The 12,487-nt window shown below is 72.1% G+C and carries 14 protein-coding genes; 9 read left to right on the forward strand and 5 right to left on the reverse strand.

Annotation, left to right across the window (positions count from 1 at the left end):
* The first annotated feature begins 214 nt into the window (after nucleotides 1-214).
* The 4 genes from PUR71_RS35650 to PUR71_RS35665 all read left to right on the forward strand — a co-directional run bounded on the left by PUR71_RS35650 (nucleotide 215) and on the right by PUR71_RS35665 (nucleotide 1,826).
* On the forward strand, nucleotides 215-727 hold the full coding sequence (locus PUR71_RS35650; protein WP_329931383.1) for a DinB family protein: 513 nt from the start codon (nucleotides 215-217) through the stop codon (nucleotides 725-727).
* A 54-nt stretch (nucleotides 728-781) separates the two neighbouring features.
* A complete protein-coding gene (locus PUR71_RS41405) occupies nucleotides 782-1,126 on the forward strand; it encodes a hypothetical protein (RefSeq protein WP_443077694.1) in 345 nt (114 codons plus the stop codon).
* Nucleotides 1,127-1,254: 128 nt separating this feature from the next.
* On the forward strand, nucleotides 1,255-1,608 hold the full coding sequence (locus tag PUR71_RS35660; protein WP_329931384.1) for a UBP-type zinc finger domain-containing protein: 354 nt from the start codon (nucleotides 1,255-1,257) through the stop codon (nucleotides 1,606-1,608).
* Between the two features lie 29 nt (nucleotides 1,609-1,637).
* Nucleotides 1,638-1,826: a hypothetical protein gene (locus PUR71_RS35665; protein ID WP_443077695.1), complete on the forward strand. Its 189-nt coding sequence runs from the start codon at nucleotides 1,638-1,640 to the stop codon at nucleotides 1,824-1,826.
* A 6-nt stretch (nucleotides 1,827-1,832) separates the two neighbouring features.
* Here PUR71_RS35665 and PUR71_RS35670 read toward each other — a convergent pair whose 3' ends face one another.
* Nucleotides 1,833-3,182 (reverse strand): helix-turn-helix domain-containing protein, encoded by a 1,350-nt coding sequence (locus PUR71_RS35670; protein WP_329931385.1) that lies wholly within the window; start codon nucleotides 3,180-3,182, stop codon nucleotides 1,833-1,835.
* Between the two features lie 173 nt (nucleotides 3,183-3,355).
* On the opposite strand from PUR71_RS35670, the gene PUR71_RS35675 reads away from it, so the two are divergent.
* The 3 genes from PUR71_RS35675 (at nucleotide 3,356) to PUR71_RS35685 (ending at nucleotide 6,632) form a co-directional block, all read left to right on the forward strand.
* Nucleotides 3,356-4,186, forward strand: coding sequence for a neprosin family prolyl endopeptidase (locus PUR71_RS35675; protein WP_329931386.1), 831 nt, complete (start codon nucleotides 3,356-3,358; stop codon nucleotides 4,184-4,186).
* A gap of 223 nt (nucleotides 4,187-4,409) precedes the next feature.
* Nucleotides 4,410-5,714: a serine/threonine-protein kinase gene (locus PUR71_RS35680; RefSeq protein ID WP_329931387.1), complete on the forward strand. Its 1,305-nt coding sequence runs from the start codon at nucleotides 4,410-4,412 to the stop codon at nucleotides 5,712-5,714.
* 228 nt (nucleotides 5,715-5,942) lie between these two features.
* Nucleotides 5,943-6,632, forward strand: a complete 690-nt coding sequence (locus PUR71_RS35685) for an RDD family protein (RefSeq protein WP_329931388.1) — start codon at nucleotides 5,943-5,945, stop codon at nucleotides 6,630-6,632.
* Nucleotides 6,633-6,707: 75 nt separating this feature from the next.
* Here the strand turns inward: PUR71_RS35685 and PUR71_RS35690 are convergent, their stop codons facing one another.
* The gene (locus PUR71_RS35690; RefSeq protein ID WP_329931389.1) at nucleotides 6,708-7,616 is read right to left on the reverse strand and encodes a CAP domain-containing protein; all 909 of its coding nucleotides are present in this window, start codon (nucleotides 7,614-7,616) and stop codon (nucleotides 6,708-6,710) included.
* A gap of 153 nt (nucleotides 7,617-7,769) precedes the next feature.
* Here PUR71_RS35690 and PUR71_RS35695 point away from each other — a divergent pair, with 153 nt between their 5' ends.
* Nucleotides 7,770-8,459 (forward strand): hypothetical protein, encoded by a 690-nt coding sequence (locus PUR71_RS35695; RefSeq protein WP_329931390.1) that lies wholly within the window; start codon nucleotides 7,770-7,772, stop codon nucleotides 8,457-8,459.
* 423 nt (nucleotides 8,460-8,882) lie between these two features.
* On the forward strand, nucleotides 8,883-9,656 hold the full coding sequence (locus tag PUR71_RS35700; protein ID WP_329931391.1) for an HAD-IIA family hydrolase: 774 nt from the start codon (nucleotides 8,883-8,885) through the stop codon (nucleotides 9,654-9,656).
* Nucleotides 9,657-9,974: 318 nt separating this feature from the next.
* Here the strand turns inward: PUR71_RS35700 and hypE are convergent, their stop codons facing one another.
* Genes hypE through PUR71_RS35715 form a run of 3 tightly spaced genes read right to left on the reverse strand, consistent with a single transcriptional unit; the run spans nucleotide 9,975 to nucleotide 12,482 of the window.
* Nucleotides 9,975-11,057, reverse strand: a complete 1,083-nt coding sequence (gene hypE, locus PUR71_RS35705) for a hydrogenase expression/formation protein HypE (protein WP_329931392.1) — start codon at nucleotides 11,055-11,057, stop codon at nucleotides 9,975-9,977.
* Nucleotides 11,050-12,183 (reverse strand): hydrogenase formation protein HypD, encoded by a 1,134-nt coding sequence (gene hypD, locus PUR71_RS35710; RefSeq protein ID WP_329931393.1) that lies wholly within the window; start codon nucleotides 12,181-12,183, stop codon nucleotides 11,050-11,052. Before hypD ends, hypE begins: the two co-directional genes overlap by 8 nt.
* Entirely contained in the window at nucleotides 12,180-12,482 is a 303-nt protein-coding gene (locus tag PUR71_RS35715) for a HypC/HybG/HupF family hydrogenase formation chaperone (protein ID WP_329931394.1), read from the reverse strand. Before PUR71_RS35715 ends, hypD begins: the two co-directional genes overlap by 4 nt.
* Between the last annotated feature and the right edge of the window lie 5 nt (nucleotides 12,483-12,487).

Here is a 12,487-nt window from a genome sequence, read left to right on the forward strand (position 1 = left end):
CCAAAAGACGCGGGGCCGGCCTGAGCCTCTACCAAGTCGTCCGCGAGCTCCAGATCCTTCTGGCGACCTGGGCCGGCGCCTGCCCCACCTGCCACCGCGACATACCCACACGAAAACAGACCTGACCAAGCCCTACTAGTGCCGCATCAGGCGCCGTTCGCTCTGCAATGAGTCTGCCTGCCAAGAGGTTCGGCCGGTGGCGATAATCGACCGGGTGACCACTATCGAACGCCCTCTGCCGCCCCTGAACGCCGACGAGCGCACCACGCTCGAAAGCTGGCTTGACTTTCATCGCGCAACACTCGCCATGAAGTGCGAGGGCCTGGACGACGAACAGGCTGCCGTCGCGTCCGTGCCACCGTCCGGCTTCACTCTGACTGGTCTCGTCCGACACATGGCGGAGGTGGAGCGGAATTGGTTCCGCCGGGTGTTCGCCGGAGAACAGGCCCCGCCCATCCACGACCCAGAGGCTGACCCGGATGGTCCCGACGGCGGCTTCGATCTGGCCGAGGGCGCCACCCTGCGCGACGCCCTCGCCACCTGGCGCGCGGAAATCGCCCGCGCCCGCGAGCACTGCGCCGGCCGTCCTCTGGCCGACACGGGCCGCTTCATGGGGCAGGACGTCAGCCTCCGCTGGATCTACGTCCACATGATCGAGGAGTACGCCCGCCACAACGGCCACGCCGACCTGGTCAGGGAACGCATCGACGGTGCCACCGGCGTATAGCGCCGGCCAGACCCGGAGAACCCTTGCCCCGTCATGATGTGACGCGCCGTTCGGATGCTGGTCCGCACGGCGCGATGTCGTCACGCTGTCCGGACGGCACAACGAGTACGCGTCCGCGAGATCGATGACGACGAGGGGCGACGCCTGTCCCGTGAGCCCGAAGTCGTCTTCTGCCTGGACGAGTTCGGGCCGCTCCATCTCCAGCCCCACCCCGGTCGGCAGTGGGCCGAGCGCGGCGGGAAGCCCATCCTCGGCCGCACCCACCGTCGGCTCTTCGAGGGCCCGCTGCGCGGCGCCCTGTTCGCCGCCCCCGACGACGCCCGTCCGGCGGCGGCGGGGCCTCGGCGGAGCGTCCACGGTGTCGCGGATCGCGGCTTCCAGAACTTCCGCGCGCCGTGAAGTTCCTTAACTCACTCGGGGTCAAGGCCCGCGCAGGACCGGGCCGTGCCGCCTGGCGCGCCGCCCCGCACGCCGGCCCCGCGCGTGGCAGGATGCGGGCGGCCGAACCGCGCTACGGAAGGACGCTCATGTCGCAGGCCATCGAGGGTGTCGACCCGGCGGTGCCGCCCAGCGGGACCGGATGCGTCGAGTGCGAGGCGGCACAGGGCTGGTGGGTGCACCTGCGGCGCTGCGCCCAGTGCGGGCACATCGGCTGCTGCGACACCTCCCCGGCGCAGCACGCCACGCGGCACTTCGCCGAGACCGGGCACCCGTTCGTCCAGACCTTCGAACCGGATGAGGACTGGTTCTGGGACTACCGCACCGGCGACTACTTCGAGCAGGGCCCGGAACTCGCCGCACCACACCACCACCCGCGCACGCAGACCGTGCCCGGCCCGGAGGATCGCGTCCCCGCCGACTGGCAGGATCACATCCACTGAGAGGCAGGCCGCCGGGAAGGCTCGGGATCGTGATCTCGGCACCGCGGAACGTCGCGATCGACTGCACGGACGCCTACGGGTCGGCCGGCTCCTGGAGCGCGGTGACCGGCCGGCCGCTGCATCCGGACGACACGCCGGGCGATCCCGAGGTCCAGGTGATGCTCGCCGAGGGCCCGGTCCTGTCCTTCGACTCCGACCGGGCCGCGACGCCGTCCTGACCCGCCCTACAGCGGGGGAAGCGGCGGCAGCGCGGGCGCCGGGCCGAGGGTCGTCGTGCCCGGGGTGGCCCGGTGGGCGAGACCGGCACGATAGGTGTCCAGCGCCTCCTCCGGGCGGCCGGTGCGGCGCAGGAGGTCGCCGAGGAGGCGGCAGAGGTCCGCCGAGTCGGCCGTGGCGCCGGCGCGTTCGAGGAGGCCGAGGGCGCTCCGGTAGTGCTCCTCGGCACCGGCGTCCTCGCCGCGCTCCTCGGCGATCAGGCCCAACAGCCGGTGGGCCGCCCCCGCGTGGACGGCGCCGCGGCTCGGGTGCAGGGACCCGAGCAGGTCGGCGAGCAGCGCGACCGCCTGCGCGCCGCGCCCCGACCGCCGCAGGACGTCCGCCAGTTCGACGTCGATCTGCTGGACGTACAACACCGCGCGGCGCTCGGCCAGTATCCCGCGGGCGGTCCGGAGTTCGCGCTCGGCGGCGTGGAGATCACCGTCCTGCGCACGCAGGTAGCCGCGCATCCAGTGGCAGTGCGCGATCTCGCTGCGGATGCGGAGCTGCTGGTAGAGCTCCTGGGCGCGGGCCAGGGAGGCGTCGGCCTCGGCGGCGCGGCCCTCGGCGAGGAGGGTGCGGGCCACCGAGCGGTGCAGGCGGGCCACGGCGGCCGGGTCGTCGACCCGCGGGGCCAGGGCGAGGGCGAGTTCGGCGGCCTGGGCGGCGAGGCGGTGCGCCCCGAGGTCCAGGTAGGGGGCGGTGATGGCGGAGTAGAGGAGCAGCAGGGCCTGCGGGTCGGGCAGGCCGGCGGCGTTGAGCCGGTCGATCGCGCTCTCCAGGAGGTAGCAGGAGTAGCGCAGGTCACCGGCGAGGAGGTGGGCGACGGCCCGGCCGCGCAGGGCCGGTATGCGGTGCGGGAGCGGGGCGTCGCGGAGCAGCTCCTCGGCGGCTCTGAAATAGCCTATCGCCTGGTCGAGTTCACCCGCCTCCAGCGCGCAGTCGCCCGATCCCACCAGGGCGTCGGCGTGTTCGTCCACCAGACCGTAGCGGTCGGCTTCGGCGGCCAGCTCGGTGAACTGCGCTGCCGCATCCGCCGGTTCGCCGGTGCACAGGGCCTGCCGGGCGTCGGCGAGCCGGGACCGCAGGTCGGTGGCGAGGTGGGCGGGCCGCCCGGTGGCGAGCTGCTCGGCACTGACTCCGAGGCGTCCGGCGAGGTAGCGCAGCGCGGCGTCGGAGGGCCGGGCCTTTCCGGACTCCAGCGTCGACACGTACGCCGCCGTGTAGGAGGGCTCGGCCAACGCGCGTTGGGTGAGGCCGCGTTCGGCGCGCAGCTGCTGGATCCGCCGCCCGATCAGCAGCCGGTCGTCATCCGTCACGGTACTCCCCCGCCTTCCCGTCGGCACCTCGTCGCCGCGCACAGGCTATTGCGTGCCGCTGCGGCCGCCGCTAGCTTAACCCCACACGTAAGCGAGCTTAAGTCGGTATTTAACTTCCGTTCCCCCGGCCGCACTTCACCCACGGCCGCCGTTCTCGCCGATTGGACCCCCACATGCGTATCCGGCGCACCGCCGCCGCCCTCGCGGCAGCCCTCGGCATCCTCACCGCCGTCCCCGCCACCGCTGCGACCACCGCCACCGCCGCGAGCACCGGGTTAGCGCCCGTCGTGCCGTCCGCCGCTCCCGTCGCCGGCGGCACCGGCCCCATCTGCTGGTTCGGCGCCTGCTACGACTACGTGTCGGGCCGCCAGCAGACCGACGCCGCGGGCGCGAGCATCCTGATGCTGCAGTCCTCGCCGACCCTCAAGTCCGGCGACACCGACGCACATTCGCTTCAGGAGCTCGCCGTCCAGTCCACCGACCGCAAATCCACCGTCGAGGTCGGCTGGACAGTGGACTTCGGCCTCAACGGCGATCTCCTGCCGCACCTGTTCGTCTACCACTGGGTGGACGGCAAGGAGAGTTGCTACAACGGGTGCGGCTTCGTCCAGGTCTCCCCGATCTACACCGCCGGCATGGCCCTCAAGCCGGGCGAAGCGGCCCGCTACGGGATCCGGAACATCGGCGGCGACTGGTGGATCTTCTACGACCAGCACGCCGTCGGCTACTTCCCCGGCTCCCTCTGGAACGGCACCTACACCCGCACCCAGGTCATCAGCGCGTTCGGCGAGGTCGCCCACGGCACCGGCAGCACGTGCGAGTCCATGGGCGACGGCCGCTTCGGCAACGCACCGGGCTCCGGCTGGATCCGCGATTTCCGGCTCCTCGACTCCGACGACGACCCCCACCTGACGGTCACGTCCACCAGCCCCGCCCTCTACGACGCGGGCCGCGTCACCCCGACGTCCTTCCACCTCGGCGGCCCGGGCACCGGCCCCTGCTGACCGACGCCACCCCGCCCGCGCACGTGCCCGCGCCTCACGCCCCCGGCAGATCGCGGGCCGTGCGCAGCGGGGAGCGGCGGATCGGCACCCACACCACCATCAGCCGGGCCACCGATTCAGCACGGGCCGAATCCTCACCGGCCCTGCCCGAGCGCCCTCGCCCGCACCCCCGCGTCCGTATCCTGGTTCCCTGCAAGCCGCGACACCAGTGGGGACGGGTCTGATGAGACGCGGGGAACTGATCGCAGGGCGCTACGAGTTGATCAGCCGGCTCGGGCACGGCGGGATGGGCGAGGTGTGGGCCGGCCGGGACCGCTCCCTGCGCCGCGACATCGCGCTCAAGGCGCTCGTCCTCGACCCGGCCACGCTCACCGAACTGCCCCTGCGGTTCGAGCGCGAAGCGGTGGCGGTCGCGCAGATCAACCACCCGAACGTGGTCGCCGTCTACGACCGCGGGGTGCACGAGGACGTGCTCTTCCTCGTCATGGAGAAGGTGGACGGCGAGTCGCTCGCCGAACTCCTCGACAGGCAGGGGAGGTTGGACGTCCACCGGGGACTGGAGATCGCCGAGGGGATCTGCGTCGCGCTGATGGCCGCCCACCGCGCCCGGGTCGTGCACTACGACATCAAGCCGCAGAACGTGATGCTCACCCGGGACGGCCGGGTGAAGGTCGTCGACTTCGGGATCGCGGGCCTCTCCCGCACGACGTTCACCGTGGCCCGATCGTCCGAACTGACCCCGGCCGGCACCCCCGAGTACGGCGCCCCGGAGCAGTTCCTGACCGAGCGCGGCGACGAGCGGTCGGACCTGTACGCCCTCGGCGGGGTGCTCTTCGCCGTGCTCACCGGCCGGCCGCCTTTCACCGGGCACAACGCCCTGGCGGTCGTCCGGCACAAGATCGACGAGGCCGCGCCACGGCTCGACTCGCTCCGGCCGGACCTCGCGGGCCCGCTCACGAAACTGGTGGCCGCGCTCCTGGCCCGTGACCCGGTGCGGCGGCCGCAGTCGGCCGGGGAGGTGCTCCACCGCCTCCGCGAGGTGCGGACGGCCTACGCCGTCCCGGCGCCACCCCCACCTCCGGTGATCCCGAAACAGCCTGCGAAGCCCCCGAAACGATCCGCCGAACCGGGCTTCGCGAGATGGAAGGCCGTCGTGGCGGCCGTAGCCGTCCTCGGTGTGCTCGGCGGCGGGTACATCGGCTACCAGTGGACCCAGGACCAGTACTACGTCGGCGCGGAGGACGGGCACGTCGCCGTCTACCAGGGCATCAACCAGAGCCTGGCCGGCCTCAGCCTCTCCTCCGTCCACAGCGAGTACAGGGAGATCGAGCTCAGGTACCTGCCTGCGGACCAGCAGTCGCACGTGACCAGGACGATCTCGGTCAACAGCCTGTTCGACGCCACCACCACCGTGCAGGAGCTCGACGCCTGGGCGCAGCTGTGCCGGAGGGTCCTCACCCCGAGGGCGCTCGTGCTCGACCTGACCGACGAGGAGCAGCAGCGCGCCACCGCCTGCCCGAAACAGTGACGCGCCCCGGTGGGATCGTCGACACCGGGCTCCTCACCGCCCACCGCACCGGCCGCCACGTCCTCTACACGAATACCCCGAGACCGGCACGACAACCCCGTACGGACCGACCCGCCGAACAGTCGCGATTCATCTTTGTTCACGTAACAGTTGATCCCAAACTCTTCCTAAAGGTTCGGTCGAGCCGCTACACCTTCAGTCCCAGGCCACAACGAGACGAGCGGGACGATGACCAACGACACCCCTGGATACGGCTACCCCTCAGAGCCGAACCCCCAGAACCCCTACGGCCAGCAGCCCCCGCAGCAGCCCGGTTACGGCGTCCCGCAGGGCCCGTACGACCCCCAGCCCGGCGGCCCCGGCACCCCGCCGCCCGGCTACGGCTACCCGCCGCCGCCCCAGGCGGGCTACCCCCAGGGCGGCGGCTACCCGACGAGCGGCCCCCAGCTGCCGCCGTGGCTCGGCGCGCCCAACCCGTACGGCCCGACGCCGCCCGGCACCCGTGTCCTGGCCAACCCCGGCGACCGTTTCCTGGCCCGCCTGATCGACGGCATCGTCCTGCTGATCCCGCTGCTCATCGTCCAGTTCGCCGTCGCGGCGGCGATCGGCGCGGTCATGTCCAGCATCATCAGCGGCATCGTCGTCTTCGGCTACGAGGCCCTGATGATGCTGACCCAGAACCAGCAGACCGTCGGCAAGAAGGTCATGAAGCTGCGGGTCGTGTCCGTCGAGCACGGCGGCCGCCCGGTCGACAACGACCTGTGGATCCGCAGCGCCGTCTACGGCCTGCCCCAGGCGGTCTACTGCATCGGCTCGCTGTTCTACCTGGTGAACGTGCTCTCCCAGCTCTGGGACAAGCCGCTCCAGCAGTGCTTCCACGACAAGGCCGCGAAGACCCTCGTCGTCAAGGAGTCCTGAGCCCGGAGCACCACCCCGGACCCGACGGAGCCCGGTCGCGCCCCCGCCCACGCGCGGGCGCGACCGGGCTTCGGCTCAGCGGGCGCCGAAGTCCGCGTTCCAGGAGGCGTTGCCCGTCCGGGCCAGGCCGACCTCGGTGACGTCGGGCTTGAGCATGATGTCGCGGTGCCCGGACGAGTTGATCCACCCGTCGACGGCCGCGTCGACGTCGGTGGGGCCGTAGAACGCGATCTCGCCCCAGGCCCTCCAGTTGTACCCGAGGCCCTTGAGGATGCTCGCCGAGTCGCAGAAGTGCCCCGAGACACGACGCTGGTTCATCTGGTCCGCGTTGCACTGGGCGCCCTGGGCCAGCGTCTGGTCGTAGCGCAGCGCCGGCCGGCCGTACTGCGCCCGCAGGTCGTTGACCCGCTGCAGGAAGCGCTGCTCCACCGACGAGCCGTTGTTCTGGCCGCCGCCGCTCCCGACGAGGTCGAAGCGCTGGGCCGTGCTGCCGTTGCAGTTCTCCACGGTCACCTCGCGGTCGAGGCCGTTGAAGGTCAGGCAGCGGCCGTCGGACGCGTTGTGGATGTAGGTGCCGCCCTCGGCGGCGTTCTCCAGGGTCCACTGCTGGTTGGCACCCGCCCACCAGTGGATGAACTGGGTGGTGCGACTGTCCCTGGTGTCCATCTCGACGACCCGCTCGGTGCCGTTGACGTTGCGGACGAAGTCGACCCGCCCGCCCGGCTTGTTGGAGACCCAGAACGAGGTCGAGGCGTCCCGGTAGTCGCGGGCGACGATCCGCGAGCCCTCGCCGTCGACGGTCGCCAGGGCGTAACCGTTCTGGTGCTCCTGGATCGTGACCGTCTGTTCGACCACGTCCGACGTGGCGGCGCTCGCCGGCGCGGCGAGCGCGGTGAGGCCGGACGCCGATGTCGCGGCGGCGGCGAGCGCCACCGCCGCCAGACGTGAACGGCGGCGGACGGCGGAAAGAGCGATGTGCGACACGTGGGTCTCCTGCTTCAGCGGTGGCCCGCGTGCGGCTGCGAGCGCGGGGCGGGAGACAGGACACCAATCGTGCGTAGACATTCGATCAACAACGCGTCAGCGCCCAGCCCCCACCGGCCACACGCCCCGAGTGACCTGGCAGGATGTGCGACCGTGACACCCAGCGAGAGTCCCCGGCCCACCACCGGGCAGCGGAGCCGCGGCAGGGGACTGCGAGGGAACGACGTCCCCTGGCCCGAGCGCCCCCTGCTGACGGCGCTGTGGATCCCGGCCGCCGCCGTCCTCCTGCCCCTCGGCGGAGCCCTCGGTGCCTTCGGTCTGTGGATGCTGGTCCCCTCGCTGGCACTGGTCCTCACCGGAGCGGTCGGCCTGATGGTGGCGCTCTGGGGCCTGTGCCCGTCCAAGGCCCTGCGGAAGATCTCCATGGGCCTGCTCCTCGCCCCGCTGATCGCAGTGCCACTGCTCAGCATGAACACCGCGCAGGCCACCGTCCTGACGATCCGCGGCACCGAACACCCGGGCACGGTCGCCGACGTCCGCGTCATCCACGGCAAGACCACGACCTACGACTGCGACGTCCGCTACGACGACGCCCCGGCCCGCACCCACACCGTCTCCTGCGGCGCCGCCGACACCGCCGGCGAACACGTCGCCGTCACCGAGGACCCGGGCGGCCTGGTCTCCCCCGAATTCTCCGACCAGGCCTCAGGCGGCCGCTTCGACCTGGTCATGGCCGCCTTCTTCGACACGGCCCTCGTCGCCATAGCGATCGTCACCGCGACGATCGGCGCCCTGGTGCACCACCAGCACGAGCGCCGGACCCACCACCAGGCCATTTACTGATCGTTTCAGAATGCGGTCCGGAGTCGTCGGAGGCAGATGATGCGCCTGGGCAGTTCGAGTCATGCCCGGGGTTGTGCCTGGCGCTCGCGAAGGACGGCGACGCCGTCTCCATCGAGCGAATCGAGGTAGGACGCGCGACCGGCCATCGCCATGATCAGGCCCAGGGTCGTGCCGGACACGCGTGGCCCCTCGCCGGTGGTGAAGGGGCTGTCGGTGGCGGTCAGGCGCAGTCCGCGCGGATGCGGGTCTTGGTGAGGTTCGGGCTGCAGACGGAGTGGGCTTGAGCCAACGTCAGCCCCCGAGACCCCCGGTGTGGCCACGGCCGGGACCATGAGGGCCGGACGACGGCGTTCCCCATTCCGGAGCGATCAGTTAGTCCATGGTCATCGACGGCCGCCCCCGGCCAGGGGCTATGGTGGGGCCATGGGACGGTACGAAGCGGTGCTCCTCGACATCGACGGCGTGCTCACGATCGACTGGCGGCCCATCCCCGGTGCCGTCGAGGCCGTCCGCCGGCTCCGGGCCGACGGCGTGCCGTTCGTGCTGGTGACCAACACCACCTCGCGCACCCGGCGTTCGATTGCAACGACGCTCGCCGACGCCGGCTTCCCGGTCGGGGTCGAGGACGTCCTCACCGCGCCCGCCGCCACCGCCGAGAGGCTCGCGGGCACGCGATGCCTGCTCCTCAACAGCGGAGACGTCCGGGAGGATCTCACAGCGCTCGTGCTCGTCGACGACCCGGCCGAGGCCGAGGTCGTGCTCATCGGCGGCGCCGGGCCCGAGTTCGACTACGACGGCCTCAACCGGGCCTTCGCCGCGCTCCGGCGCGGAGCCCGGCTGGTCGCGATGCACCGCAACGCCTACTGGCGCACCGCGGACGGGCTACAGCTCGACAGCGGCGCGTTCGTCACCGGTCTGGAGTTCGCCGCCCGCACGGAGGCCGAGGTGCTGGGCAAACCGGCGGAGGCCTTCTTCGCCGCCGCCCTCGCCCATGTCGGCGCCGATCCACCCCACGCGCTGATGGTCGGCGACGACGTCGAGTCCGACGTCCTCGCCGCCCAACGCCACGGCATCACCGGCGTGCTGGTCCGCACCGGGAAGGCGGCCCCGGGCGCGCCGAGGCGCGGCGACGGCGAGCCGGAGCACACCATCGACTCGGTGGCCGACCTGCCCGCGTTGCTCGCCGACCTCGGGTGAGGCCTACCGCACCGCGCGCATGATGTCGGCAACCGTCGCCGCCTTGAGTGCCGAGTAGGCCAGCAGATCGCCCGCCGCAGGTACGGCCGGCCCGGGACACCGGCCTCGCCCAGGTGCTCGAACCCGAGCTCCCGCACCCGCGCCACCGCGGCGCCGCAGTCCGCCACCGCGCACCCGGCCTGGACGTCGATCACCGGTTCGGCGTCCAGGCCGGGCACCGTCGGCGCGCTCCCCAGCTCCACCCAGGCCGGGTCGTACGCCACGACGTGAACGGGCTCGTCGACAGAAGACACGCCCCGAAGACCACCGAAAGCGGAATCAGCAGATCCGCGGCAGCTGCTCCCCCATCGGCAGGTCGACGACCCGCGTCCCGCCGAAGCCGGTGCGGGCGACGACCATCCCGGGGTGGTCCGCGACGCACTCGCCGATCACCACGGACTCCGCGCCGAGCGGGTGGGCCCGCATGGCGGCGAGGACCGCGTCGGCCTCGTCGCGCGGCACGAAGGCGACGAGCTTGCCCTCGTTGGCGATGTACCACGGGTCCAGGCCCAGGACGGCGCACGCGTTGGCCACCGCGTCCGGGACGGGGACGGCCCGCTCGGTGATCGCCACGCCGACCCCGGCCGCCGTCGCGATCTCGTTGAGCGAGGCCGCCAGGCCGCCCCGGGTGGGGTCGCGCAGGACGTGGATGTCGCGCGTCACCCTGAGCATGGTCTCGACGAGCCCGCCGAGCGCCGCACTGTCGCTGCGCACCTCGACGCCGAACTCCAGGCCCTCCCGCACGCTCATGATCGCCACGCCGTGCAGTCCGATCGGCCCGCTGACGATGACGACGTCGCCCGGTTCGGCCCGCTGCGGCCGGATGTCGACGCCGGCGGGGACGAGGCCGATGCCGGCGGTGTTCAGGTAGATGCCGTCGCCGTGCCCCGCCTCGACCACCTTGGTGTCCCCGGTGGCGACCTCGACCCCGGCCGCGCGGGCGGCGGCGCCGAGGGCGCGGGCCACGCGGTCGACGACGGCCATCTCCACCCCCTCCTCCAGGATGAAGCCGCAGGAGAGGTAGGCGGCGCGGGCCCCGCTCATGGCGAGGTCGTTGACGGTCCCGTTGACGGCGAGGTCGCCGATGCTGCCGCCGGGGAAGAACAGCGGCCGCACGACGTAGGAGTCCGTCGAGAAGGCGAGCCGGGCGCCGCCGAGGTGGAGGACGGCGGAGTCGCCGAGGCCCTCCAGCGCCGGGCCGCCGAACGCGGGCGCGAAGATGTTCTCCACGAGTTCGGCGGACATCGCCCCGCCGCCCCCGTGTCCCATGACGACCCTCGGGTGGTCGCGCAGCGGCAGCGGGCAGCTCCAGCCGGAGAAGTCCAACACGCCGTCGTCCGTGAGCAGTTCGGTGTCAGCCAACGCGGCTCGCCTCCTGAGCGGCAAGGGGCACGACCGGCACGCTCAGCCGCCGGTACAGGTAATAGGCGGCGCAGGCGCCCTCGCTGGAGACCATGGTCGCGCCGAGCGGGGTGCGCGGGGTGCAGACGGTACCGAAGGCCTCGCACTGGTGGGGCTTCAGCAGCCCCTGCAACACCTCGCCGCTGCGGCAGGCGGCGGGCTCGCGGGTCGTGATCCCGGCGACGTCGAAGCGGTGCTCGGCGTCGTGGTCGCGGTAGCGCGGCGAGAGCCGCCAGCCGCTCAGCGGGATGACGCCGATGCCCCGCCAGGCGCGGTCGGCGACCTCGAAGACGTCCTCCAGCATGGCACGGGCGGCCGGATTGCCCTCGGGCCGCACGGCCCGCGGGTAGGCGTTGTCCACCGCGTGCTCGCCGAGCTCCAGCTGGCGGACGGTGCGCCGGATGCCCTCGAGGATGTCCAGGGGCTCGAAGCCGGTGACGACGATCGGCACGCGGTGGCGTTCCGCGAGTGCCGGGTACTCGGCGGTGCCCATGACGCTGCACACGTGCCCGGCGGCGAGGAAGCCCTGGACGCGGCAGTCCGGCGAGTCCATGATCGCGTCGATGGCCGGGGGCACCCGGACGTGGGAGACGAGCATGCTGAAGTTGCGCAGGCCCTGCTTCCTGGCCAGGTGGACGGCCATGGCGTTGGGCGGGGCGGTGGTCTCGAAGCCGATGCCGAAGAAGACGACCTCGCGGTCCGGGTTCTCCCGGGCGATCCTCAGCGCGTCGAGCGGTGAGTACACCACCCGGACGTCACCGCCTTCCCCGCGGACGCGGAACAGGTCGCGGTCCGTGCCGGGCACCCGCAGCATGTCCCCGAAGGAGCAGAAGATCACCTCGGGCCGGGCGGCGATCGCGAGCGCCCGGTCGATCACCTCCAGCGGGGTGACGCACACCGGGCAGCCCGGACCGTGGATCAACTCGACCTCTTCCGGAAGGAGTTGGTCGATGGCATGCCGGATGATGCTGTGCGTCTGTCCGCCGCACACCTCCATCAGCGCCCACGGCCGGGTGACCGTCGCCCTGATGTCGGCGAGCAGGCCCTCCGCGAGCTCGGGGTTGCGGAACTCCTCCAGGTACTTCACCGTCCGGCCTCCTCAGCCCCGTGCTCCGTCCCCGCGGCCGCCGCCGCTTCCCAGGGGTCCCCGAACTCCTCCTGCAACAGCCCCAGTTCCTCGAACAACGCGAGGGTCCGCCGGGCCGACTCCTCGTCCAGGCGCTGGAGCGCGAAGCCCACGTGGACGATCGCGTACTCCCCCACCCCCAGGTCGGGCAGGTACTCAAGGCACACGTCCTTGACCACCCCGCCGAAGTCCATGACCGCCATCCGCGTCCCGTCGCGCTCCTCGATCTCCGTCACCCTGCCGGGCACCGCCAGGCACATCCGCT

This window comes from Streptomyces sp. SP17BM10, assembly GCF_036322405.1.
Classification (GTDB): Bacteria; Actinomycetota; Actinomycetes; order Streptomycetales; family Streptomycetaceae; genus Kitasatospora.